The organism is Actinoallomurus soli (assembly GCF_024055715.1).
GTDB lineage: Bacteria > Actinomycetota > Actinomycetes > Streptosporangiales > Streptosporangiaceae > Actinoallomurus > Actinoallomurus soli.
The window spans coordinates 82,685-106,829 of sequence record NZ_JAMXMV010000016.1 but is presented as its reverse complement, the minus strand read 5'-3'; the positions used below and the strand labels follow the sequence as shown (position 1 = coordinate 106,829).

The following is a 24,145-nucleotide window of genomic DNA, read 5'->3' as shown; positions in this document are numbered from 1 at the left end:
TCACCTGTAGTACCGTCAACCCGCCGCACATCTTCGCCAGTCCCCCGGAGGATCTCCGCGTGCCAAGCACTCGGTCAGCGGCGCTGATCGCGGCGATCACGGCGGTCATGCTCCTGCTGACGCTCGACGCCGCGAGTGAGTCGTCGGCCGCCCCATCGCCGTCGGCCGACAGCGTCAAGGCCCTTCGCAAGCAGGCCGACCAGGCCAAGAACGAGCTGTCCCAGGCCACCAAGGCCTGGGAGGCGCGCAAGAAGCAGCTCAACGCCTCCGAGGACAAGCTCAAGAGCACCCTCGCCGACCTCGGCACCGCCGACGCGGAGCTCAACAAGATCCGCGAGCCGCTGGCCCAGCTGGCCGCCAGCGCGTACAAGGAGCCGGGGGTCATGGGCATCCCGGCCGTGATCGGGGGCAACGACCCCGACCGGGCGCTGGCCGCCGCGACCGACCTGACGATGCTGACCAACGACCAGAAGGCCCTCATCGACAAGGCGAACCGCCTGCAGAGGCAGCGCGAGCAGCTGGCCGCGTCGGCGCAGGAGCTGCAGTCGAACAACGCGGTCGAGGAGGCGAAGCTCCAGCAGCAGATGAACTCCCTGAAGCAGCGCGCCGGCCGCATCACCGCCCAGCTGACCGCCGCCCTGAAGAAGCTCGACCCGAGCACCCGCCTGCAGATGTCCTGCCAGCGGAGCCTGGTCGCCGAGGCGCGGAAGTTCCCCAACGGGCTCATCCCCGCGCGGTACCTCTGCCCGCTGCCGCAGCCGGGCCGGGAGCTCCGCCCCGACGCGGCACTGGCCTTCTACAAGCTGAACGCCGCCTACAAGGCGCACTTCGGCACGCAGATGTGCCTCACCGACTCCTACCGGCCGCTCGCCGAGCAGCAGCGGATCTACGCGAACCGGCCCGGCATGGCGGCCGTGCCGGGGCACAGCAACCACGGCTGGGGCACCGCCGTCGACCTGTGCGGCGGCGTGCAGAGCCAGGGCTCGGCGCAGTTCAACTGGCTCCAGGCGAATTCGAAGACGTACGACTTCTTCCACCCGGCGTGGGCCTACAGCAGCCCCTTCGAGCCGTGGCACTGGGAGTACACCAAGGAGAACACCCCGGACTCCAGCGACTGACCCCTGCCGCTCGCGGCCGCGGGCCGCGGGCCGCGGATCGCCGTCCGCAGTCGGCCGCCCGCCGGTCATGCGGGCAGCGTGGGGCTAACCGACGATGGTGACCGACAGGCGGGAGTCGACGGCGGCGCGGGCGATGGCCGCCGCCTGAGCGCGGTCCGTGCGCAGCACGACGAGCGCCCCGTCGTCGGTGTCGGGGCCGGGCCGGGGCACCGCGACGACCGGGACCGCGGCGGCGACCGTGCGCGCCGGCAGCGGCCCCTCGGCCCGCGCGGCCAGCAGGTCCACGCGGTCGCCGGCGTGCAGGAGCCGCACGACCGCGGCGTCGGCGAGGCGGACCGGCGTCGCCACGGAGCCCGGCTCCGCGTCGTCGAGCAGCGTGCCGCCGCGCAGCCGTACGTCGGTCAGCGGCTCACCCCGGCGCACCGGCCCGGCCAGCGTGCGCCCGTCCGCCCGGCGGACGGCCCCCGCGGGCACGGCGCGGGCGGGCAGGGCGCGGATCGCGACGTCGGCGGAGCGCAGGGTCGCGCCGCCGGGCAGGTCGCGGGCGGCGATGAGGACCGGCACCCCACGCTGGTGAGGCCGGGCGGCGGCGAGACCGAACGCCGCCGCCGCTGCCGCCAGCACGGCGGCGAGCAGCCGGCGGTGTCGGCTGAGCATCGCTCTCATCGCGGCTTCCGCAGCCGGGTGGGGGCGGTCAGGGCGGCTGGATGAGCACGCCGAGGCCGTCCGGGGACCGCGGGCGTGGCCGGGCCGGTCATGGGAGCTCGGTGAGTTCGGCGAGCCCGCCGGGGAGTCGCGGGCGGGGCCGGCGTGGTCATGGGAGCTCGATGGGCACGTCGAGGCCGTCCAGGGCGTGGGGGCAGGGGCAGTCGCGCTCGGCGGGCAGCGCGCCGATGATGTCGATGACGAGGTCGCGCAGCCGGTCGACGTTCTGCGCGAAGACGCGGAGCACCTCCTCGTGGGTGACGCCCTCGCCCTCCTCGATGCCGGCGTCGAGGTCGGTGACGAGGCAGGCCGGGATGTAGCAGAGGGCGAGCTCGCGGGCGAGGACCGCCTCGGGGTGCCCGGTCATGCCGACGAGGGTCCAGCCCTGGGCGGCGTACCAACGGGACTCGGCGCGCGTGGAGAAGCGCGGCCCCTCGATGACGACGAGCGTGCCGCCGTCGACCGGCTCCCAGTCCGCCGCGCGGGCGGTCTCCAGCGCGGTGCGGCGGCCGCGTGGGCAGTAGGGGTCGGCGAAGGAGAGGTGCACGGCGCCGTCGTCGTAGTAGGTCTGCGCGCGGCCGCTGGTGCGGTCGACGAGCTGGTCGGGGACGGCGAGGGTGCCGGGGCCGTACGCCGGGAGGAGCGAGCCGACGGCGCTGGGCGCGACGACCTGGCGAACCCCGAGGGAGCGCAGAGCCCAGAGGTTCGCCCGATAGGGGATCTTGTGCGGCGGGTAGCGGTGGTCGCGGCCGTGCCGGGGGAGGAACGCGACGCGGCGGCCGGCCACCGTGGTCAGGGCGATGGTGTCGCTGGGCGGGCCGTAGGGGGTGTCCACCTCGATCTCCTCGACGTCGTCGAGGAAGGAGTAGAAGCCGGAACCGCCGATCACGCCGATCTCTGCATGCATGAGCCGGACCCTAGCCGCCCGTCGCGCCGGGCGGCGAGACGGTCTCCCCATCCTGTGGATAACCCGCGTCCGTGGACCGATGCCGGATTCGCGATATGTCTTGTCACGAGGACGTACGCGTAATATCTTCTCGCCGATAGAGAAGACATGTCGCGTTCCCCGGGAAGGTGAACCATGCCCAGCCGACTGGCCGGTGTCCCCGCCGGCCGCCGTACCAAGTGGGTCGTCCTCGTCGCCTGGCTGATCCTGCTCATGGTCGGCGGCGCACTCGGAGGCAGGCTGCAGGGCGTCACGAAGAACAGCGCCGACGCCTACCTGCCCGGCGCGGCCGAGGCGACCAAGGTCATCAAGCTGCAGAAGAGGCTGCACCACGAGGACGGGACCGTCACGCTCGTGTCGTACGAGCGGCGCGGCGGCGTCACGCCGCAGGACGTGGCGTTCGCGCGGTCGGCGGCCGCGGAGCTGAAGGGCGTCTCGCACGTGACGTCGGTGACGGGCCCGATCACCTCGGAGGACGGCCGGGCGATGCAGCTCGTCGTGCCGGTCGGCGGTGACGGGGACGTCGTCCTCAAGACGATCAACGATCTCCGTAAGGTCGTCGAACGCGGACCGCCGGCCGGCCTCGACGTCCGCGTGACCGGCCCGGGCGGCACGATGTCCGACCTGATCGGCGTCTTCATGTCGATCGACGGCACGCTGCTGCTCGTCACCCTGGCCGTCGTGATCGTCATGCTGCTGCTGACGTACCGCAGCCCGTTCCTGTGGGTCGTGCCGCTGCTGTCGGCCGGCTCGGCGTACATGCTGTCCCAGGGCCTGGTCTACCTGCTGGCCAAGGCGGGTCTCACGGTCAACAGCCAGAGCACCGCGATCCTGGCGGTGCTGGTGTTCGGCGCGGGCACGGACTACGCGCTGCTGCTGATCGCCCGGTACCGGGAGGAACTGCACCGGCACGAGGACAAGCACGAGGCCATGCGGATCGCGCTGCGCCGCGCGGGGCCCGCCGTCCTCGCCAGCGCCGCGACCGTGACGATCGCCCTGCTGTGCCTGCTCGTCGCCGAGCTCAACTCCACCAGCGGCCTCGGCCCGGTCGCGGCGGTCGGCATCGTCTGCGCCCTGGCCGCCATGACCACGCTCCTGCCCGCCCTGCTCGTGGCGCTGCCGCGCGGAGTCTTCTGGCCGGTCGTGCCGCGGTTCGACGCCCGGTACGTCGACGAGCCCGACGCGCTGGAGAAGGAGCACGGCGTCTGGGCCGCCGTCGCGCGCTTCGTCAGCGCCCGGCCGCGGATCATCTCGGTCGGCGGCGTGCTGGTGCTGGCCGCCCTGGCCTGCGGGATCCTGTCGCTGAAGACCGGGCCGATCTCCAACGCCGGTCAGTTCGTCGGCACGCCCGACTCGGTGGTGGGCGAGCGCGTCCTGGCGCGGCACTTCCCGGCCGGGACGGGCAGCCCGGCGGTCGTCATCGGCCCGGCGAATCCCGGCCTGCGCGCCACGATCGCCCGTACGCCCGGCGTGTCCGGCGTGAGCGGCCCGGTGGTCGCGGGCGGCTACGAGCAGTACGAGGCGACGCTGTCCAGCGAGGCGGACACCCGCGCGGCCCGTGACACGGTGGACCGGCTGCGCGCCGCCGTGCACCCGCTGGGGGCGAAGGTCGGCGGGAACACCGCGGTCAACCTCGACACCCAGCGCGCCGCCGCGCACGACAACAAGGTGATCATCCCGATCGTCCTGGGCGTCGTGCTCGTCATCCTGGTCCTGCTCTTGCGGGCCCTCGTCGCGCCGCTGCTGCTGATGGCCACGGTGGTGCTGTCGTTCGGCGCGTCGCTCGGCGTCTGCGGGCTGGTGTTCACGCACCTGTTCGGCTTCGAGGGCGCCGACTCCGGGTTCCCGCTGGAGATCTTCATCTTCCTGGTCGCGCTCGGCGTCGACTACAACATCTTCCTCATGACGCGGGTGCGTGAGGAGTCGCAGCGGCTCGGCACGCGCCGCGGCGTGCTGCGCGGGCTCACCGTCACCGGAGGCGTGATCACCTCGGCCGGGGTCGTGCTGGCCGCGACGTTCGCGGGGCTGGCGACCCTGCCGGTGACGGGAACCGTGGAGATGGCGTTCGCGGTGGCGTTCGGCGTGCTGCTCGACAGCCTGCTGATCCGGTCGCTGCTCGTCCCCGCCCTGGCGTACGACGTCGGGCGGCGGATCTGGCTGCCGGGCCGCCTCGCGGGGGACGAGTCCCCCGCCTCGGGGAACCGGCCGATGCCGCAGACCGTGCGCTGATCACGGCGTGAGCGGGCTCCCCGACCGGGCGGGGAGCCCGCTCACGCGCCCTCCTTCGTCGGAGGAGTGACCAGAGGCGCTGTGCTCATGGCTCGCTCGCTGCGCTCGCTCACGCGCCCTCCTTCGTCGGAGGAGTGACCAGAGGCGCCGTGCTCATGGCTCGCTCGCTGCGCTCGCTCACGCGCCCTCCTTCGTCGGAGGAGTGACCAGAGGCGCCGTGCTCATGGCTCGCTCGCTGCGCTCGCTCACGCGGGCGTCTGGAGGACCGGGCGCTCGACGGATCCGCCGCGTGCGGTGGGTCAGGCGACCTTCTCGGAGGAGCCGGAAGAGCCGGACGAAGAACCGGAAGAGGAGTCGGACGAAGACGAGGACGAGGAGGAGGACTCCTTCTTCGCCTCGGTCTTGGCGGGCTCGCTCTTCTTCGCCGAGCTGCTCGACGAGGTGGTCGCCCCGCTGCGGCTGTCGGTGCGGTAGAAGCCCGATCCCTTGAACACGATCGCCGCCGCGGAGAACACCTTGCGCAGGCGCCCGCCGCATGCGGGGCACTCGGTCAGCGGGTCGTCGCTGAACTTCTGCACGACCTCCAGAGGCTCACCGCATTCGGTGCACGCGTACTGATACGTCGGCACGAGTTCCTCCTAGCTGTACACAACCCTCGGGGGCTGGCACTCTCACTCAGTGACTGCTAATGCTACCGGGCGCCGATTGATTCCCGTCGCCCCGTTCACTGATAGCCGTGCTCGCCGTACCAGCCGGCCAGCTTCCCGCGCCGGCTGACGGCGCGCAGGCGGCGTTCGGCCGCCGGCCGGGCGGCGCTGGTCGCCACGACCAGCAGCTCGTCGCCCGCCAGCAGGGCGGTGTCGGGGCCCGGCACGAAGCTGCGGCCCTCCCGCACGATCAGGGTGATCACCGCCCCTTCGGGCAGCCGCAGCTCGAAGATCTCCACGTTGTCGAGCCGGGAGTCCGGCGGAATCCGGATGTCCAGCAAATCGGCGTGCAACTCCTCCAGCGGCGCGGCCTCGACGTCGATCTCCCGGGCGCGATCGGCGACCGCCACCCGCAGCAGGCGTGCGACGAAGGGCAACGTCGGGCCCTGCAGCAGGGTGAACACCACCACGATGATGAACACCTGCGCGAACAGCTCCCGCGCGCCGGGCAGCCCGGCCGTCACCGGGATCGTGGCCAGCACGATCGGCACCGCCCCGCGCAGCCCGGCCCACGACAGGAACGCCTTCGCGCGCAGGCCGAGCCCGAAGAACGGCGTCGACGCCAGCACCGACAGCGGCCGCGCCACCAGGACCAGCGCGAACCCGCAGATCAGCGCCGGACCGACCTGCGCCGGCAGCTCGTGCGGCGACGCCAGCAGCCCGAGCGTGATGAACAGCCCGATCTGGGCCAGCGTGGCCAGTCCCTCGGCGAACCCGCGGGTGGCCGGGCGGTGCGGCAGCGGGCTGTTGCCCAGCACGAGGGCCGCCAGGTAGGTCGCGAGGAACCCGCTGGCGTGCGCCATGGACGCCGCGCCGTACGCGCCGACGGCGAGCGCCAGCACCGCGATCGGGTACAGACCGGACGCGGGCAGCGCCGCCCTGCGCAGGCCGTGCGCGCCGAGCCACCCGACCAGGAGGCCGATCGCCGCCCCGGCGACCAGTTCGTAGACCAGTTCGACCGCCATGAGCACCGGTGACTCGACGTGTCTCGCGCTGAGGGCGACGACGAGGATGACCACCGGCGCGTCGTTGAACCCCGACTCGGCCTCCAGGATGCCGGTCAGGCGCGCGGGCAGCGGCAGCCGCCGCAGCACCGAGAACACCGCGGCGGCGTCCGTCGGGGCGAGCACCGCGCCCAGCAGCAGGGCCGGGCGCCACTCGATGCCGACCAGCCAGTGCGCCGCCGCCGCGACCACCGCGATGCTGACCGCGGTGCCGACGATGGACAGCGAGAGCGCGGCCGGGATCGCGTCCCGTACGCTCGCCCAGCGGGTGGTAAGCCCGCCTTCGGCCAGGATGAGGACCAGCGCCGCCAGGCCCAGCGTCTCGGCGACCAGCATGTCGTTGAACCGGATGCCGATTCCGGACTCGCCCAGGATCAGGCCGAGCGCCAAGTACAGGAGCAGACTGGGCAGCCCGCTTCGATGGGCCAGCCGGACCGCCACGATCGCCGTGATGACCACGATCGAGCCGAGCAACAGCCACAGGTCGAGTTTCACCCACACCCCCTTGAACAGGACTTTCTCACAGTGCGTCACCGATGGCAGCGGAGCGCCGCCGTACGGGACGGGAAGTGCCGACCGGGCGCGCGGATGCGAGAGCGACCGCGACGACGGATCGGCGGTGATGGATCCGCGTCGGCGGATCAGCGATGGATCAGCGTTGGTGGATCAGCGGTGACGGATCAGCGGGTCGAGGCCGTTGACGACGTTCGCCACCGGACGGCCCTCGATCACCGCGCGGACGTTGTCCACGACGGCGGTGATGATGTTCAGCTGCGACTGCCGGGTCGCGCCGGCCGCGTGCGGCGAGAGCAGGACGCCCTCGTGCCGCCGGAGCGGGTGGTCGGCGGGCAGCGGCTCGTCCTCGAACACGTCGAGCGCGGCCCCGGCCAGCCCTCCGCCGTCCAGCGCGGCGAGCACGGCGTCGTCCGGCGCGATGCCGCCGCGCGCGACGTTGATGAGGAACGCGCCCTTCGGCAGCAGCGCCAGCCGCCGCGCGTCCAGCAGCCCGACGGTCTCCGGCGTGCGCGGCAGGCAGACGACGAGAACGTCGGAGCAGGCCAGCAGCTCGTCCAGCTCCAGGTGGACGCCGGTGTCCCGGCGCCGCCGTGACCAGTACGCGACCCGGCAGCCCAGCGCCTCGAACAGCCGCATGACCTCCGCGCCGATCGCACCCATGCCGAGCACGCCGACGCGGCGGTTCGCCAGCTCGTCCGCGCCGCGGGCGGCCGTCTCCAGCTGCGGCCAGCCGCCCTCCCGCATGCGCCGGTCCGCCCACGACAGCTGCCGGGACAGGTCCAGCGCGGCGGCCAGGGCCCACTCGGCCACCGACCGGGCGTTCGCGCCGGCCGTGTTGGCCACCGCCACTCCGGCCGCGGTCAGCGCGTCCAGGTCGAGGCTGTCCACCCCGACCGACGGCATCTGCACGAACGCCAGCCGCGGCGCCGCCGCGACCGCGGCCGCGTCGAGAGTGAGCTCGCCGGTGAAGTCGCCGACGACCAGCTCCGCGCCGGTCAGCGCCGCGTGCAGGGCGTCGCGGCTCCGCTCGGCGGGCACGACGACCTCCGCGCCGAGCGGATCGAACACCTGGTGGATCAGGTCCGCGCCGAGTGGCGGCAGCGCGAGCAGCCGCCAGCCCCGGCCGTCGAGGTCCCGGCCGTTCGCGTCGTGGCCGCTCACGTCGTGGCCCCGGCGAATCTGACCAGGCCGCCCGACGGGGTGACCGCCGCCCGTACGGGAAGATCGTGCGGCTCGGCGGGCAGGGACGCGACCAGCTCGGTGTCGTACACCGGCGCGATCGTGAGGATGGAGGAGGCGACGCGGGTCAGCGCCCGGTCGTACGAGCCGCCGCCGCGCCCGAGGCGCACGCCGGTGGACGACACCGCCAGCGCGGGCACGATGACGAGGTCGGCGCTGCGGATCGCCTCCGGGCCGCGCGCCGGCTCGGTGGGCTCCAGCAGGCCGTACGGCCCGGGCCGCAGCGAGTCGGGGCCCTCGTAGGACGCCCAGTCGAGGTCGCGGTCCGGCAGCAGCCGGGGAACGAGGACGTACGTGCCGCGCTTCCACAGCGCGAACAGCAGGCTCTGGGTGGCCGGCTCCGAGCCGACCGAGACGTACGCGGCGACGGTGCCGGCCATCTCCGCCTCCGGCAGCGTCAGTACGGTGTCGCGCAACAGCCGCCCGGCGGCGGTGCGTTCGTCCGGGGTGAGGCGGGCGCGGGCCGCCAGCAGGTCCGAACGCAGGGCCGTCTTCTCTCCGGTGATGTCGCGCACGCGTCCATTGTCGCGTGAAATCTGCGTGACATATCCCTGAGAACGCACGCTGGAAGGGGGACCGTTCGCAGAACCACCGCGATCGGCGGTTAGGGTCTTGTCATGGCCGACCATGTACCCGTCACCAAGGCGGTCGTTCCCGCTGCCGGCCTTGGCACGCGATTCCTGCCCGCGACCAAGGCGACCCCCAAGGAAATGCTGCCGATCGTCGACAAGCCGGCGATCCAGTACGTCGTCGAGGAGGCCGTCTCGGCCGGGCTGGACGACATCCTGCTGATCACCGGGCGGGGCAAGCGCCCGATCGAGGACCACTTCGACCGCGCGTACGAGCTGGAGGAGGCGCTCCGCGCCAAGGAGGACCCCGAGCGGCTGCACTCGGTCCGGGAGTCCGCCGAGCTCGCCGACGTCCACTACGTCCGCCAGGGCGAGCCCAAGGGCCTCGGCCACGCCGTCCACTGCGCCCGCCGGCACGTCGGCGACGAGCCGTTCGCCGTGCTGCTCGGCGACGACCTGATCGACGAGCGCGACGCGCTGCTGCAGCGCATGCTCGAGGTCCGCGAGACGTACGGCGGCAGCGTGGTGGCGCTGATGGAGGTCGAGCCCGAGCAGGTGTCGCTGTACGGCTGCGCCGCGATCGAGCCGACCGACGAGGACGACGTCGTCCGCGTCACCGACCTCGTCGAGAAGCCGGTGCCCGGCGAGGCGCCGAGCCGGTGGATCATCATCGGCCGGTACGTCTGCGACCCGGCCGTGTTCGACGTCCTGGAGAAGACCCCGCCGGGCCGGGGCGGCGAGATCCAGCTCACGGACGCGCTGCTCACGCTGGCCAAGCGGGACCGCTCCGAGGGCGGCCCGGTGCACGGCGTGCTGTTCCGCGGCCGTCGCTACGACACCGGCAACAAGCTGGACTACCTGCGCACGGTCGTGCAGTTCGCGGCCGACCGGCCGGAGCTGGCCGACGAGTTCCTGCCGTGGCTCCGAGAGTTCGTGGCGAAGCACGATGAAGCGGGTAGATGAGCATCTGGCGGACATCCTGGGGTCGGTACGGGAGCTTCCGCCCCTGGAGCTGGCCCTGCCGGAGTCACTCGGCGGGGTCCTCGGCGAGCCCGTCACCGCGCCCGTCGACCTGCCACCGTTCGACAACTCCGCCATGGACGGCTACGCGGTGCTGGCCGCGGACGTCGCGGCCGCGTCCGAGACATCACCCGTGAGCCTGTCGGTCGTCGGCGACATCGCCGCCGGCGACCAGGGCGCGTACGACATCACCCCGGGGCGGTGCGCCCGCATCATGACGGGCGCGCCGCTGCCCGCGGGCGCGGACGCCATCGTCCCGGTCGAGTGGACCGACGGCGGCGCCGCGAAGGTGACGATCCGCCGGCCCGCGACGCCCGGCCACTACATCCGGCGCGCGGGCGAGGACGTCACCGCGGGGCAGACCGTCCTGCCGGCCGGCACCCGGCTCGGCGCCGCCCAGATCGGCATGCTCGCCGCGGTCGGCCGGGCCCGCGTCCTCGTACGCCCCCGGCCCCGCGTCGCCGTGCTGTCCACCGGCAGCGAGCTCGTCGAGCCCGGCAACGCGGTGGGGCCCGGCCAGATCTGGGACTCCAACAGCTTCGCGCTGACCGCCGCCGTCACCGAGGCGGGCGGCGTGGGGTTCCGGGCGGGCTCGGTCGGCGACGACCCGCGCGAGGTCCTCGCCACGATCCAGGAGCAGCTCGCGTCCGCCGACGTGATCATCACGTCGGGCGGGGTGAGCATGGGCGCCTACGACGTCGTCAAGGAGGTGCTGTCCGGGCTCGGCACGATGCGGTTCGAGAAGGTCGCGATGCGGCCCGGCAAGCCCCAGGGCTTCGGCCTGCTCGACGACCGCGTGCCCGTCTTCACGCTGCCCGGCAACCCGGTCAGCGCGTTCGTCTCCTTCCAGGTGTTCGTCCGCCCGGCGCTGCGCGCGCTGCAGGGCCTGCCGCCCGCGCCGCCGCGCACCGTACGGGCCCCCCTCCGTGTGCCGATCGACTCCTCGCCGGAGGGACTGCGGCACTACCTTCGCGCGAACCTCGGGGAAGACGAGGGTGGGGATCTGTGGGTGGCCCCGGCGGAGGCGCAGGGCTCCCACCAGGTGTTCGCGCTGTCGTCCTCGAACGCCCTGATCGTCGTCCCCGAGGACGTCACCTCGCTGCAGGCAGGGCAGACCGTCGACGTGCTGGAGCTGCCATGAGTGGTTTTTCCCACCTGGACGAGTCCGGAGCGGCCCGGATGGTGGACGTGTCCGCCAAGGAGGTTTCCGCCCGTACGGCCACCGCCACCGGCTTCGTACGGCTGTCCGCGGAGTGCGTCGCGGCCCTCCGCGCCGGGAACGTCCCCAAGGGCGACGCGCTCGCCGTCGCCCGCATCGCGGGCATCCAGGCGGCCAAGCGCACCCCCGACCTCGTCCCGCTGTGCCACCCCATCGCCATCCACGGCGTCACCGTCGACCTGACCGTACGGGACGACGGCGTCGCCATCATGGCGCAGGTGCGCACCGCCGACCGTACGGGCGTGGAGATGGAGGCGCTGACCTGTGTGTCCGTCGCCGGGCTCGCCCTCATCGACATGGTCAAGGCGGTCGACCCGGCCGCCGTGATCACGGACGTGCGCGTCGAGGAGAAGACCGGCGGCAAGACCGGCGTCTGGCGGCGGCCATGACGACGATCAGGGCCATGGCGGTCACCGTGTCCAACCGGGCCTCCGCGGGCGTGTACGAGGACACCTCCGGGCCGGTCCTCGTCCGCCTCCTGCGCGACCTGGGCTGCGAGGTCGACGGTCCGGTCGTCGTCCCCGACGGCGAGCCGGTCGAGGAGGTCCTGCGCGAGGCCGTCGCGCAGGGCTACGACGCCGTCGTCACCAGCGGCGGCACCGGGCTCACCCCGACCGACCGGACCCCGGAGATGACCCGGCGCGTCATCGAGCGCGAGATTCCCGGAATCGCCGAGGCCATCCGGATCGCCGGTCAACGGAAGGTTCCGGCCGCGATCCTGTCCCGTGGTCTCGCCGGCGTCGCCGGCCGTACGCTCATCGTCAACCTGCCCGGCTCCACGGGCGGGGTGCGCGACGGGATGGCCGTGCTCGGCGAGGTGCTGCGACACGCCGTCGACCAGATCGGCGGCGGCGATCACCCACGCACTGCCTGACGAGGATGGCGTAGGACCCGTCACAGGGGAATCATGTGAGTGTGGCAAGCATGCGGGGTTGGCCGGTCAACCTGAACGAGGGGCCGGTCGGGCTGCGGCCCTTGCGGCTGCGCGACGCGCGGACCTGGCGGGATGTGCGGATTCGCAACGCCGAATGGCTGCGCCCCTGGGAGCCGACGAATCCCGAGACGCCGCTGTTCCGCACGGGCCTCGGCCCCTACCTCAGCATGGTGCAGACCATGCGCCGCGAGGCCCGGCACGGCCTGGCCCTCCCATGGGTCGTGACGTACGAGGGGGAGTTCGTCGGCCAGCTCACGATCGGCGCCATCGTCTGGGGCTCGGCCCGGTCGGCGCAGATCGGCTACTGGGTCGACAAGGCCGTCGCCGGTCGCGGCGTCATGCCGACCGCCGTCGCGCTCGCCGTCGACCACGCGTTCTTCAACGTCGGCCTGCACCGCGTCGAGGCGAACATCCGCCCGGAGAACACCGCGAGCCGCCGCGTCGTCGACAAACTCGGCTTCCGCGAAGAGGGCGTCCGACGGCGTCACTTGCACATCGACGGCGCCTGGCGTGACCACATCTGTTATGCGCTGACCACCGAGGACGTTCCCGGCGGCCTGATGACGCGCTGGCGCGCCAGCACCCGCCAGACTTTCCCCCGCTGACGGGAATTCACCGTCCCGTCACCGGGCGGCCGGACCCTAGACGTGGGCGACGGTTGCGGTGGTGGGGGAGCCACGCGCCGAAGGCGGACAGTGGTATGAAAGATGCCTAAATGTGATGTTTGCGAAACCATACTCCGGATAACCGAGAGTTGCGGGTGCCGTACGTCGTGATCATGGTGCCTGGAAACTTTCGGTCAGCAAAGTTTCAGGAAGGATCCGATCTCGCGACACACCGCCCCTAATACTCGTCAACCACTGACGGTGGGTCTTAGCGTGCGGGACGTGAGCGAGCGCGTCTGCCAGGTCAGCCTGCGGCCTGGACGCGCCTACGAGGAGGGCTGATGAGCAGCGCACTCCTCTATCTCGCCATCGTTGTCGTCTGGGGCATCGTCCTGGTCCCCATGTGGCTCCGCCGCGACGGATCCCGCACCCGCAACCGCCGCCTCGACGAGGACACCGACACGTCCGTCGAGGCCGTCGACGGCGCCGAGAGCGTCGAGGACGGCCTGCACGAGGACGACGTCGTCCCGACGGCGGCCCCGGCCCGCGCGGCCCGCCACGCCGCCAACCGGCGCGCGAGCCGCGCCGCCGTGATCGCCCGGCGCCGCCGCCGCACCGTCGGCCTCATCCTCCTCCAGCTGACGGCCGTCGCCGTCGTTGTCGCCGGCGTCACCCCGTGGTGGTTCACCGTGCCCCCGGCCGTCCTGCTCGTCGGCCACCTCACGCTCCTGCGCAGCGCCGTCAGAATGGACGCCGAACGCCGCGCCCGCCACCTGGCCCGGATGCGCGCCATCGAGGCCGACCGCCGCGCCCGCGCGGAGGAAGAGGCCCGCCTCGCCCGCGAGGCCCAGCGGACCGCCGAGATCATCTCCATGCCCGAACGCCCGGAGGAGCAGGTGTACGACCAGTACACCGACCAACGCGCCGTCGGCGACTGACAGCCCCTCCCCGGCTCCGCCGGCCGGTCGGAGCCGACCGGGTCCCTGCGAGAACCGCGGGAATCCAGCGCGTGATCGCTCAGGCGCCACTGGGGGGTGGGTGTTCTCTTCCAGAGGTGTCTACTGAGACGAGCGGTTTTCTCCTCTCAGGAGACACCTCAGGACGAACACCCAGGCTGCTGTTCGCCCCGACCCGACCTGCTGTGATCCGGAACACCGGGGAATCGATGCGCGAGGAGTGCCGAATGTTTGCTAGCCTTACAGCGTCCTTGGGGCTGTAGCGCAGTCCGGTAGCGCACCTCGTTCGCATCGAGGGGGTCAGGGGTTCAAATCCCCTCAGCTCCACTTCGGACCTGGGACCAGTGTGGTCGAGAGCTTCGCTCTCTTCCCGCTGGTCCTTCGTCGTTTCCTCCGGGGGACACCCCCGGGCCCCCGATGGTCAAAGGCCGGTCCCGATCACGGAACCGGCCTTTTTCGATCTCGTACAGCAGCGAAGTACAGCAACGGCTACGAATCGAGCCGCTTGCCGAGCCGCTTGAGCGCCTTCCGCGTGGCGTCCGAGGAGACCTCGCTGTAGACGTTCATCGTGACCGAGATCTGGCTGTGCCGCAGGTTCTGCATCGCCACCCTCGTGTGAACGTCCATCGCGGCCAGGATCGAGGCGCACGTCTGCGCGTCGCGTGAACCGGGATCTTCCGGACGCCGGCCTTCGCGCACGCGGTGGCGAAGCTCCGGTTGAAGTTACGCGGCTCGATCGGCTGCCCGCCCGCTCACCCCCGGCAGCGTCGCGGGCCGCCGTCTGGTCCTTCTCACGCTCGCGGAGCGCGGTGGCGCAGATGTCGACGAGGGCCACGGCGCAGCACCGCCGGTCATCCGGCGCCGACGAGGGAGTCACGGCGGACCGGATGGCGGGGAGCCGAGTCATAGCGGTCTGTCAGTTCCTGTAGGGCGATCGCCGCATCGTTGCTGGGACGTCGCCCGCATTAATCCGTTTCATGTGTCACCACGGCTCTGTCAGCATGAAGCCCATGCGCCACCCTCTTGACACGCTGGACTGGCCGATTTCCACCGGCCGACTGCTGTTGCGCCGGGCTGCCCCCGACGACCTGGACGCGACCTGGGCCTACCGGCAACTACCGGAGACTCACGAATGGGTCCGGGCCGCCACGGTGACGTACGACGACTACCGTGAGCGTTTTCTCCGCGATGAGCAGCTCGCAGACCTGCTCATCGTCGAACTGGACGGCCAGGTGATCGGCGATCTGACGCTGCAGATCCAAGACGCTTGGGCCCAGGAGGAGGTCGCTGACCAGGCGAAAGGCGTCCAAGGAGAGCTCGGGTGGACGTTGGATCCCTCCTACGGAGGCAAGGGCTATGCCACCGAAGCGGTACGCGCCCTCATCGACGTCGCCTTCGGGAGCCTTGGCCTGCGCCGTCTGCACGCGGACTGTTTCTACGACAACGAGCCTTCGTGGCGGCTCATGGAGCGGGTTGGGATGCGCCGCGAACAGCACACGGTGAAAGACTCTCTCCACCGCACCAAGGGATGGATCGACGGTCTCTCATACGCGATCCTGGCCGAGGAATGGCCCGCTTCCGAGTGATGGATCACCCCGCTGTCCGGTTTCACACATCAAGATCGCCGGATCTGGCCAATGCAGGTCAACCCGTCGCGGTCTGGTCGGGCGTGACTCTCCTGCCGTGGTGAATTCGCAGGACCCGGCGGCCCGTCTCCGTACGGGATGTTGCTAACGCCGGTGCTAACAACGGTTCCGAATGATCTTGGACGGTTTGTGCCGACGAGCAGCGCGAAGCGCTCATCACCCTCAACGCCGGCATGCCGAGATGTCTCGGCGGCGAAGACCACCAGGTCCACCAGCCCGGCGCGGCCGGGAACGTCTCAGTCCGAGTTGCTTGAGCTGGATCTTGGTCTAGAGCCCCAATGGGTGGCTCGACAGCCAGGCGCTGTGTCGCTGCTTGAACGCATCGCGTTCTTGGACTGTGGAGGTGATGAGGTCTGCGCCCCCGTCGTAGGGGTGATACAGCCAGCGCAGATCACTTGGGGCGAGGATCACGAAACCGAGTTGGTCATCCGCGACGGCCCGCAGCAGCGGATCCAGCAGAGCCGACTCGTACGGCATCCAGCTCGCGCGAAGTTCGATCTCCGTCGTAGGCCCGAAGTCCGGGTCCTCTTCCGGCGTCAGCGTGTACCACAGCACCGCATCCGGGTGCAGGCTGCTGTCCGGCCGCCAGCGCCACTCAGGCCCGTGGTAGGAGTCGGCGATGACATACAGGCCTTCTGCGGCGCCGAGCTCCCGGAGGATGGTGTGGTGCCGCCCGAGCACGACTTCGAGCTCTTCTTCGGTATCGGGGTACCGCTTCGAACCGGGAAGGCTGTGGAACCTCACCCACCTGTCCCGGAATCGATATTTCAGCCTGTAGGCGGACGGTGTCCCACCCCACCGGTCATTCCACAATGCCGTCAGGGCATCGAGCTGCTTCTGATCCAAAGCCCTCTCCAGGCATCCATGGACGCTCGCAAGCCATCCACTCGCGAAAGTCGGTGACCGGCGCGGGATGGATCATAGAGGCCGACGGCTGGCACGTTTCATGCGAACGGGAAGTATTCGGGCAGCCGTAGGGCGGTTTCAGGGTCGGTGGCGTTCTTGACCTGGATTCCGTGAGCGCCACGCCCAAGCAGCCAGGCCAGCAATTGCCCACCCGCGGCCGATATCTCGGCGTCGGCCGGTCCGTGACCGTGAGCGAGAGAGTCCCGAGTGATGCGCCAGGCCGCTCCGCTGGTTTCATCGTGTAGGCGCCATCGGTAGCCATCCGGTGCGTCCCGGGCACGAGTGGGCAGGCTGCAGATGGCGCGTAGCAGGAACACGGCGACGAACTCCTCCGGCCAGTCTGCGGGCCGGTACCCGGCGGCCAGGTCGACGTGGCGCACCTCGACCTCTCGCCAGCGGGCACGAACTCCATCGCGAAGGGCTTGATGCGTCCGCAACGTGGTGGTCATCAGGTGCCACGCGTGCTCGGGCATGGCCTGCCAGTCGTGTTCCAGCGAAGCCGTAGCGGAGCGAAGATCAGCGAGAAGTTCGGACGCTCGACGGTACGCGCCTTCCTCGATCTCTCGTTCCCGGCCGGATGCGCCTCCGGGATATTGCTGGACCTGCCGCCCGGCGATCGCTCCAGCGAGCATGCGGCGTTGAGCGTCGGCATGGCGCGCCAGATGGGTCAGGACGTGCCCGCGGCTCCACCCAGGAAGGAGCGAAGGACCTCGTACGTCTGCGTCGGTGAGGGACGCGACGCTGTCGAGCAGGCGTCTGGTAGCGAGCCTCACATATTCGAGTTCCTGGGTCGGCGTCGGCATGACTCGATGTCTATCACTCAATCGGTATTCGGATACCACGAGACGGCGTCGCGATACTCAAGGAGAGTCCGGGATGCCGGCGATGATGTCGCGGGCGCCCTTGCGAGCCAGCGTGGCGGCGACGTACGCGCCGAGTTCGGACGCGCGGTCGGGCTTATCAAACTCGTGGGCGTAGGCGAACGTATCGCCCTCACCAGAGAAGACCATGCCGGTGAGGGAGAGCTGCCCCTCCGGCGTGGTGACGCAGTGCCCGGCGATCGGGGAGTTGCAGTGCCCTTGGAGGCCCTGCAGCATCGCGCGTTCGGCCGTCACGTGGGTACGGGTCTGGGCGTCGTCGAGCAGTCGCAGCATCCCGACGATGCCGGTGTCCGCCGTACGGCATTGGATCCCGATGACGCCTGCGCCGACCGCCGGGCACATCATCTCCAGGGGCAGGACCTGCCCGACCCGCTCTTCCATCCCGATCCGGCGCAGGCCCGCACGTGCCACGATCATCGCGTCGAACCGGCGCTCCGCGTCGAGCCGAGCGAGCCGTGAGTTGACGTTGCCCCGGATGCGATCGATGTGGAGATCGGGGCGGGCTCGCAGGAGCTGCGCCTTGCGCCGTACGGCGGCGGTCGCGACCCGCGCGCCGGCGGGCAGGTCGTCGATGCTGCGATACGGGGAGCCGGTGGGGAAGACGACGACGTCATGGACGTCCTCCCGCGGCAGGTAGGCCGCGAAGGCCGTGCCCTCGGGAAGCGGAACGTCGCCAGGGACGTCCTTCATGCAGTGCACGGCGATATCGACGCCGCCCATCACGAGTTGCCGGTCGATCTCCTTCAGGAACGCGCCCTTGCCGCCGAGATCGGCGAGGTCGCCCTGCCAGCGGTCACCGGAGGTCTGGATTCCGACGATCTCGGCCTCGAGCCCCTCGACCATGCCGGTGAGCAGATCGCGCACATGGTTGGCCTGGGCGAGCGCCATCGGCGAGGTCCGAGAGCCGATACGAAGGGGAAGATCGGGCAGCATTTGACCAACGTAGTCCCTTACGGCGGCACTCTTCGTCGCAGCACTGTCCGTTGCGTCGCTGCGACGTACGAACCGGCCATATCTATCTCTGCTTCTATCTGCCACGCCCGACGGGGAGTGGGTCTTGCCCGGCGCCGAGTGTCCAGCGTGCGCCTTGGCGCGGTGCGGGCCAGGGCCACGACTGGGCCTTGATGATCGCGTGGGTCAGCTGATCAGGGTCGGCGGCTTCTATGAGTCGCCATCCGGCGGGAGGTGGGACCATCGCCCACCAGGATCCCGTGCGTACGCCGAACCAGAACACCAACCCCGGGAACCGCCGATGCAGGACGGCGACTGGATCCGTGCTCATGATCGTCCGCCTGGCCCCGTATTACGCCTTTTCAGGTATTCGGCGAGTCGCGCCGCCGCGCCGGCGGGGTCGTTGACCGTGTGATCTTCATAGTCGTCGCGCCGCCATACGAAAGATCCGCGTGAGGCGTCGATCTCCACCCATATCTTCTGTTGGGTGAGATCGTCCCGAAGAGATACGGCCGGACGCGCATCGCTCAGCCCTGGCTTGAGGCCTAGCCGGACCAAGTGTCGGCACAACTCGACCAGCGTCTCAAGCGCCTGTTCCCGGTTGGATCCAGCCACTATGTGCTCCCTTCGTTCGAGGCGGACCGGCTAGGGAACCTGCGTAATCCCTCACTCCATCTGAGTGGAAAGAGGGAGGCTGCAGATCCTCCTGTTTCTGTCGCCAGCCCCACATCCCGTCACTCCACCTGCGGCCGGATGGCTGCAAGTCGTCGCACGTAGAAGCCTGCCAAGGCTCGATGTCCCGTCTCGATATCGGACAAGCGCCGTCTGCGGCTTTTGCTGCTCGGTTGTGTCTCGTTTCGTTCTCGCTCGTGTTACGTTCGACGAGTCTGGGCGGTCGCAGGAAGGGGGCAAAGCGGTGGCCACCACGCTGATACGGCTCAAAGTTGTACTGCGACAAAGGCACCTACAGCCGCATGGGGCGTTCTGTCGGGAATACGACAAAGTGGCACGCACGATCGATCCAGAACTCGTCGGTAGTTGGCCGAGCCGTGCGCAGTTCCATCGATGGCTGTCCGGCGAGTTGAAGGGGCTTCCGCACCCGCATCACTGCCGGGTGCTGGAGAAGATGCTCCCCGGCTACACGGCGACGCAGTTGTTCGAGCCCTATGAACCCGCCGAACCGAAAACCGCGGACAGAGACGCGTCTGACCGGGCGGGGCTGTTCGATGTCATCGAGAGCCGCATCGATCGCCCGGCGGTCAGCGCCATCGAGTGGGGTCCGGAGCAGTCAGAGGTAGGGCGGAGCCACATGGGACTGTCCGCGCGTGACGCCGCGAACCTGAGTGAGAGCACCCAGCGGGTGGGTCAACGGCTGCTCAAGCTGAAGCAGGAGCAGCGCTTAGGCGATGAGGAGATCAGCCAACTCGCTCACCTCGCCGGTTACATCGTCGACCTGGACACCCGCATCGAGATCCATATCACCCGCGACGGAGCGGCGCGCGTCACCTACCGTTACGAGCTGCTGAACCTGACGGACCGCCCGCTGACCCGCCTTGCGAGGGAGTTGTGGTTCGAGCACACGACCGGCAGGCTCGATCTCTACCCGCTGCGAGAGAGCACCAGGCGCATAGCGATCCAGCGCAGACACGACACCCCGAACCTCTCCAAGTTCGCCTGCCAGCTATCGCCGGCGATCCAGCCAGGAGAGTCCGCAGTGATCGGCTACGTCTGCGAAGGCGGCAGGTTCGAAGACGCCTTGTACTGGCGGCAAGGCATCAACCGCTACACCCGTCACTTCACTTTGAACCTCCGGCAGGCGGACGCTGGGGACTTGATCGGCTGCTCGGCCATCGAGGAGCATCAAGATGGCCTGGAGATCTCCGCTACCGAAGAGCTGATCTGGGACTACGAAGGGGACGACGTCATCATCACGCTGACCCGCGACTATCTACGCCCTGGCCAGTCGGTCACGCTGCGCTGGACGGTGACGCGTGAGCGCGCGTGACGCCGTAGAGGACGCTCTCCGAGCCTGGAACCAGCACGAGCTGGGGCGAGGAGCACCTGCCGTGATCGACTTCGACTTCCATCCTCCCGAGGGCGCCCCACCGGCGCCCGTCGACCGGCTGACCACCTTCGAGCGGCTGAGCAAGCTGATAACTGAAGTACAGGACCCTGCCGTCCTCAGACGGATCACCGCCGATCTGGCCTATCTTCGCGCCCTGATGGGCGAGCGCCAGCCGCTGGATGCCTACGTTCGCGCTACTCAGGGGTGCCCCGCAGCCGGATGGCCGGCCGAATACGTCACCGCGAAGGGCGAGCAGGCTCGCGCCTGCCTTGACGCACTTGGCGTCGGCTGGGGACCGACCACCATCACCGACCTCGCCCAGGTGGAAGGACCCATCGACGCCGACGCAGCACCGGATGCGATTCGGCAGGCGGCCACCGAGTACGAGCCTGCGGTCCGCCACATGACCGACAGCAGCGCCCCGTACGAGCTGACGGTGGAGACGACATCCGTCGACGCCTACTGGGCGTATTGGCTGGACGGCGCCGGTCAGCGGGTCCGGCTACGGCTCAACATGCGGAACGCGACGTTCACCAAGGTCCAGGTCCGTCAGTTCGCCCTCCACGAAGTCCTTGGCCACGGGTTGCAAAGCGCGAGCATCGCCATGCGTTGCCAAGCCGAAGACGTCCCATGGGTACGTCTGTCATCGGTCCACGGCCCTCAGCAGGTCCTCCTCGAGGGACTCGCCCAAGCCATGCCCCTGTTCGTCAGCCCCGACGACGAAGCGTTGATCTGCCGTGTCCGTATCGACCACTACCTGCAGCTCGTACGAGCCGAACTGCATCTGGCCATCAACGCCGGGACGCCCATCGAGGAATGCGTACGGCACGCCAGGCAGCGCGTCCCCTGGTGGAGCAACGACCGGATCGCCGGCACGCTGACCGACCGCAGCGTCGATCCCCTACTCCGTACGTACATGTGGGCTTATGCCGCCGGGATCGACTGGTTCGCCAATCTCGCCGAGGCCAGCAGCGCAACGATCACTCGGGTACTACGCGCCGCCTATCGATCACCACTCACACCAGTCGACCTCGCGGCCCTCTGGCCACAAGGCCCTACCGTCGGAGGCCCCGGAAGCAGCCACAACTAGGCGTCCCAACCCGGCCAGCGAACGGCCGTATGCGAGTCGGACCAAGGCATACAGCACCTGCAGCACGCCTCGATTTCGCTCCTCGACCACGCTCAACTCCACCCTGCACTCGGCAGAGTGTCACGCACCTCCTGGGCACGCTGTCTCACGCAGGCCATGAGACCCGACAAAACACCGGTCATTAGGCCGGATGAGGACTTTCATCGCGTCGGACATCCGCCCGCAGCGTTCATTGACGACGAGACGGGACCGCCGCCCGAACCGCCTCACCCGGAACCGGGCCATGAGGCCGTAGAAGCCTGGCCGATCAGTGCTTGGAGGAACCGTTACCGAGAGAGTGGCGTCAAAGCGGTCGCTAGTGCTCATGGCGGACGGCGGCTAAATATTTACCGTTACGAGAAGACTATAGTCATGGAGGTAGGTATGTCCAGTGTGGCGGTTATATCTGTTGTTACGTCAGGCGTTGTAGGCGTTATTGCTGCAATAGTCCCGCCGTTGACTCGCAGATCGGATAGAAAGCATGAGCGCGACATTAAGATAGAAGAAAAGCGATTCTTGCGTCGTGAGCATTATTGGTCTGAGCGAGAAAAGCTATATCTTGAGCTTCTTCGCTTTCATGGCGCCATGATGAGCGTAATGCACCATATTGAAGGCGATGTTGAAGGAGAGCCGCGCGAACTCAAAGAGGGGATTGATGCCGCTCGACTGGCCGCGTACGGAAGTGATGACATAAGACAACTGTCGGAAGCCCTGTATCGGTCATTTATGGTGTGGATCGGAGTGTGGCCAGCAGATCCAGGTGACGAGCAAAATCTCGAAGGCAATTGGTATGGCTTTGCTCAGTGGGCATACGGGCTTCTTGTAGAAACAATAAGAAATGAGCTGATGTCAGGGATGCTTGTTCTTGGACACCCAAAGCTTCCTTCGGTGTTCGAGGAATTCAGTGCCACCAAAGGCTGCTAGATTGTGTCTCGGGCTGACTAAATGATCATCGCCACTCCGATGACATATCGATCTAAAAATGGGTGGTTATTATCCAGTGGCCTCAGTAGGTTAAGCAGCCCTGGACTACCGCACCCGGCACGAGCCATGCATCACCTGATTCGACACCGACCTGGCAACTGAACTGCACCTTGCCGCCGACTCCCACACCTTCATCGAAGGGCTCATGCCAGCCGAAGGCCTGGCCGGCTGACCCCAACGAGGGTCAAAGAACAGCTGTCGCGGCGCTTCCGGTCCTCGCTTCGCTGCGGTCCGGGTCACCTTGCCGCCGATCAACATACGCTCAAGCGTTCTCGACCACAGCAAACACGGTAGGCGGCCAACGTCAGGTTGACTCAGGGAACTGCCGCGCGACTTCCATCCGTTGGCGCCGAGGAATGACCAATGTCCGCATCCAGCCCCTCACTACCGTTCACACAACCTTCCAGCTCCAAACGTCGCAACGTGGCGAGGCGATGAAGGGCTAGGAGCGCCGGGAGTTCGGGACGAGAAGGCATTGGGGTAGCTGGCGAAGCGGGCTGAGCGAATTCTGAAGCGGGAGGCTCGCACCCGCCCCCCCGCGGACCGGCGCACTTACCCGTCCATGACTGTCTGTCGCGGCCTCTCGGCGTTCGCGCGCGAGAGCACTCCGGACAGATGTGCCCGCGATCTGCTGGTCGATTTCGTGCTATCGTTAGGTTAAATCGTTCGTGTCTTCGTCCGGCCCGCTCAACTCGGGCCAGTCGAGCGGGAAGGCTTGTCGGAGCCGGTCCTTGACCCGGGCCTGGATCTCGGCCGCTCCGTACCGGACGATCGGCTTCACGCAATACTCCCGTACGGCCGGATGACGGCGGGGTTCCCGGCACATCAACACCGCCAGAATACGAGCAGGCCAGATCAAGTTGAAGGCGTCCTGGACGGCGATGCCCCCGGTCGCGACCCTCGGCAGATGTTTGAATACCAGTTCCACCGCCCGTTCGATCACATCTTTTTCCGACAGGAGGGCAGTCCAGCCGTCCGGGCGTCGCTCACCAGCGCTGGTCAGTACCGCGGCGACCGCTCTCCTCGCCTGGTTGTATCGACCACGGAATTCGTCAAGAGCATGGGCGGTCTGTGCCAGCAATTCGCACCAGAAGTGCGCCGTGCCGGCCTTTCTCTGGAAGTCCTTAATGCGCTGGTCGCCGAACTCCTTGCGCAGCCCGGGGATCACGTGCGCCTCGACGAACCTCTCCTCCTGCTCGGCGGTGAGACGTCGACGTAGTCCATCCGGGTCGGTGTCGCGAGAGATGCGGAACGGCTCTCCGAGTTGTTTAGTGGCCTGGCGCAGGTTCGGATCGCGCCGTAACCATCGGATTACCTCGGCGACGAACGCCTTGATCGCAGCCTGCCGCCCGGCCGAGGTCTGTGGCCCGGGCTTGCGCTGGTCGGTGCGACGGCGCTCGGCCTGGCTCCATGCCTGGTCGGCCTCTCGCTCAAGCCTGAGTAGGTCGCGGTCGGACGGGGCGGCGGCGATGGCGATCGCACCTTGCCAACCATGCTCGGCTCCCCCGCACTGGCAGGCGCACGGCGGCTTCTCAGCTTTCTCGCAGTTCGTGCTGTGACCGCTGCGTTCCGCCATCATGCGAGCCCAATCGAAAGTTCAGGTCGTTGCCTGTTGGCGTCACAGAAGGTGCTGTCCGGGGTCGTTTCGCGGCTCACGGCTGCTCCTGGGCGTGAGGGGTCCGCCTGCGTGATGCCCTAATCCGCGTACCGAGACGCGCCAGTTACCGGTTGTGGCCGTCAGGTAGCCGGTAACGGCCGGACCAGTTGACGACCCCGAGGTTGCAGACACTCGACATACACTGGCGATCCGGCCGAT

Annotated in this window: 24 protein-coding genes and 1 tRNA gene; 13 read left to right on the top strand and 12 right to left on the bottom strand. The window is 69.1% G+C overall.

The window, feature by feature from the left end; translation table 11 throughout:
* Positions 1-59 precede the first annotated feature (59 nt).
* Positions 60-1,118: a M15 family metallopeptidase gene (locus NDW01_RS31385; protein WP_252827966.1), complete on the top strand. Its 1,059-nt coding sequence runs from the start codon at positions 60-62 to the stop codon at positions 1,116-1,118.
* Positions 1,119-1,202: 84 nt separating this feature from the next.
* On the opposite strand, the gene NDW01_RS31380 is transcribed toward NDW01_RS31385, so the two are convergent.
* Both NDW01_RS31380 and NDW01_RS31375 read right to left on the bottom strand, forming a co-directional pair.
* On the bottom strand, positions 1,203-1,775 hold the full coding sequence (locus tag NDW01_RS31380) for an SAF domain-containing protein (protein WP_252827965.1): 573 nt from the start codon (positions 1,773-1,775) through the stop codon (positions 1,203-1,205).
* A 157-nt stretch (positions 1,776-1,932) separates the two neighbouring features.
* Positions 1,933-2,730, bottom strand: a complete 798-nt coding sequence (locus NDW01_RS31375) for an S-methyl-5'-thioadenosine phosphorylase (protein ID WP_252827964.1) — start codon at positions 2,728-2,730, stop codon at positions 1,933-1,935.
* Positions 2,731-2,904: 174 nt separating this feature from the next.
* Here NDW01_RS31375 and NDW01_RS31370 point away from each other — a divergent pair, with 174 nt between their 5' ends.
* A complete protein-coding gene (locus tag NDW01_RS31370; protein WP_252827963.1) occupies positions 2,905-4,998 on the top strand; it encodes an MMPL family transporter in 2,094 nt (697 codons plus the stop codon).
* Between the two features lie 299 nt (positions 4,999-5,297).
* Here NDW01_RS31370 and NDW01_RS31365 read toward each other — a convergent pair whose 3' ends face one another.
* From NDW01_RS31365 to NDW01_RS31350, 4 genes are all read right to left on the bottom strand, one after another.
* Positions 5,298-5,627 carry an FmdB family zinc ribbon protein gene (locus NDW01_RS31365; protein WP_252827962.1) on the bottom strand — a complete coding sequence of 110 codons (330 nt, stop codon included), beginning with the start codon at positions 5,625-5,627 and terminating at the stop codon, positions 5,298-5,300.
* A gap of 95 nt (positions 5,628-5,722) precedes the next feature.
* Entirely contained in the window at positions 5,723-7,243 is a 1,521-nt protein-coding gene (locus tag NDW01_RS31360; RefSeq protein WP_252827961.1) for a potassium/proton antiporter, read from the bottom strand.
* A gap of 132 nt (positions 7,244-7,375) precedes the next feature.
* The gene (locus NDW01_RS31355; RefSeq protein WP_252827960.1) at positions 7,376-8,386 is read right to left on the bottom strand and encodes an NAD(P)-dependent oxidoreductase; all 1,011 of its coding nucleotides are present in this window, start codon (positions 8,384-8,386) and stop codon (positions 7,376-7,378) included.
* A complete protein-coding gene (locus NDW01_RS31350) occupies positions 8,383-8,979 on the bottom strand; it encodes a 5-formyltetrahydrofolate cyclo-ligase (RefSeq protein WP_252827959.1) in 597 nt (198 codons plus the stop codon). The genes NDW01_RS31355 and NDW01_RS31350 overlap by 4 nt, the downstream gene beginning before the upstream one ends.
* A 102-nt stretch (positions 8,980-9,081) precedes the next feature.
* Between NDW01_RS31350 and galU the strand changes: the two genes are divergently transcribed.
* From galU to NDW01_RS31315, 7 genes are all read left to right on the top strand, one after another.
* Positions 9,082-9,996, top strand: coding sequence for a UTP--glucose-1-phosphate uridylyltransferase GalU (galU, locus tag NDW01_RS31345; RefSeq protein WP_252827958.1), 915 nt, complete (start codon positions 9,082-9,084; stop codon positions 9,994-9,996).
* The gene (glp, locus tag NDW01_RS31340) at positions 9,980-11,194 is read left to right on the top strand and encodes a molybdotransferase-like divisome protein Glp (protein WP_252827957.1); all 1,215 of its coding nucleotides are present in this window, start codon (positions 9,980-9,982) and stop codon (positions 11,192-11,194) included. The genes galU and glp overlap by 17 nt, the downstream gene beginning before the upstream one ends.
* Positions 11,191-11,661 carry a cyclic pyranopterin monophosphate synthase MoaC gene (gene moaC / locus NDW01_RS31335; RefSeq protein WP_252827956.1) on the top strand — a complete coding sequence of 157 codons (471 nt, stop codon included), beginning with the start codon at positions 11,191-11,193 and terminating at the stop codon, positions 11,659-11,661. Before glp ends, moaC begins: the two co-directional genes overlap by 4 nt.
* 14 nt (positions 11,662-11,675) lie before the next feature.
* Positions 11,676-12,146, top strand: coding sequence for a MogA/MoaB family molybdenum cofactor biosynthesis protein (locus NDW01_RS31330; protein WP_252827955.1), 471 nt, complete (start codon positions 11,676-11,678; stop codon positions 12,144-12,146).
* 50 nt (positions 12,147-12,196) lie between these two features.
* Positions 12,197-12,811 carry a GNAT family N-acetyltransferase gene (locus NDW01_RS31325; protein ID WP_252827954.1) on the top strand — a complete coding sequence of 205 codons (615 nt, stop codon included), beginning with the start codon at positions 12,197-12,199 and terminating at the stop codon, positions 12,809-12,811.
* 341 nt (positions 12,812-13,152) lie between these two features.
* Positions 13,153-13,749: a divisome protein SepX/GlpR gene (gene sepX, locus NDW01_RS31320; RefSeq protein ID WP_252827953.1), complete on the top strand. Its 597-nt coding sequence runs from the start codon at positions 13,153-13,155 to the stop codon at positions 13,747-13,749.
* A gap of 271 nt (positions 13,750-14,020) precedes the next feature.
* Positions 14,021-14,094: transfer RNA gene (locus tag NDW01_RS31315), tRNA-Ala, on the top strand.
* A gap of 162 nt (positions 14,095-14,256) precedes the next feature.
* On the opposite strand, the gene NDW01_RS31310 is transcribed toward NDW01_RS31315, so the two are convergent.
* A complete protein-coding gene (locus NDW01_RS31310; RefSeq protein ID WP_252827952.1) occupies positions 14,257-14,394 on the bottom strand; it encodes a hypothetical protein in 138 nt (45 codons plus the stop codon).
* Between the two features lie 383 nt (positions 14,395-14,777).
* On the opposite strand from NDW01_RS31310, the gene NDW01_RS31305 reads away from it, so the two are divergent.
* The gene (locus NDW01_RS31305; protein ID WP_252827951.1) at positions 14,778-15,353 is read left to right on the top strand and encodes a GNAT family N-acetyltransferase; all 576 of its coding nucleotides are present in this window, start codon (positions 14,778-14,780) and stop codon (positions 15,351-15,353) included.
* A 327-nt stretch (positions 15,354-15,680) separates the two neighbouring features.
* Here NDW01_RS31305 and NDW01_RS31300 read toward each other — a convergent pair whose 3' ends face one another.
* From NDW01_RS31300 to NDW01_RS31285, 4 genes are all read right to left on the bottom strand, one after another.
* Positions 15,681-16,259 carry a DUF3885 domain-containing protein gene (locus tag NDW01_RS31300; protein ID WP_252827950.1) on the bottom strand — a complete coding sequence of 193 codons (579 nt, stop codon included), beginning with the start codon at positions 16,257-16,259 and terminating at the stop codon, positions 15,681-15,683.
* A gap of 98 nt (positions 16,260-16,357) precedes the next feature.
* Positions 16,358-17,122 (bottom strand): maleylpyruvate isomerase family mycothiol-dependent enzyme, encoded by a 765-nt coding sequence (locus tag NDW01_RS31295; RefSeq protein WP_252827949.1) that lies wholly within the window; start codon positions 17,120-17,122, stop codon positions 16,358-16,360.
* A 57-nt stretch (positions 17,123-17,179) separates the two neighbouring features.
* Complete coding sequence (hemC, locus tag NDW01_RS31290; RefSeq protein ID WP_252827948.1) at positions 17,180-18,133, bottom strand: hydroxymethylbilane synthase; 954 nt, start codon at positions 18,131-18,133, stop codon at positions 17,180-17,182.
* A gap of 345 nt (positions 18,134-18,478) precedes the next feature.
* Positions 18,479-18,766: a hypothetical protein gene (locus NDW01_RS31285; protein WP_252827947.1), complete on the bottom strand. Its 288-nt coding sequence runs from the start codon at positions 18,764-18,766 to the stop codon at positions 18,479-18,481.
* 301 nt (positions 18,767-19,067) lie between these two features.
* Here NDW01_RS31285 and NDW01_RS31280 point away from each other — a divergent pair, with 301 nt between their 5' ends.
* The 3 genes from NDW01_RS31280 to NDW01_RS31270 all read left to right on the top strand — a co-directional run bounded on the left by NDW01_RS31280 (position 19,068) and on the right by NDW01_RS31270 (position 22,269).
* Positions 19,068-20,156, top strand: a complete 1,089-nt coding sequence (locus NDW01_RS31280; RefSeq protein ID WP_252827946.1) for a hypothetical protein — start codon at positions 19,068-19,070, stop codon at positions 20,154-20,156.
* Positions 20,157-20,217: 61 nt separating this feature from the next.
* Positions 20,218-21,306: a hypothetical protein gene (locus tag NDW01_RS31275; protein WP_252827945.1), complete on the top strand. Its 1,089-nt coding sequence runs from the start codon at positions 20,218-20,220 to the stop codon at positions 21,304-21,306.
* Positions 21,307-21,729: 423 nt separating this feature from the next.
* Positions 21,730-22,269: a hypothetical protein gene (locus tag NDW01_RS31270; RefSeq protein WP_252827944.1), complete on the top strand. Its 540-nt coding sequence runs from the start codon at positions 21,730-21,732 to the stop codon at positions 22,267-22,269.
* Between the two features lie 712 nt (positions 22,270-22,981).
* On the opposite strand, the gene NDW01_RS31265 is transcribed toward NDW01_RS31270, so the two are convergent.
* Entirely contained in the window at positions 22,982-23,905 is a 924-nt protein-coding gene (locus NDW01_RS31265) for a hypothetical protein (protein ID WP_252827943.1), read from the bottom strand.
* Between the last annotated feature and the right edge of the window lie 240 nt (positions 23,906-24,145).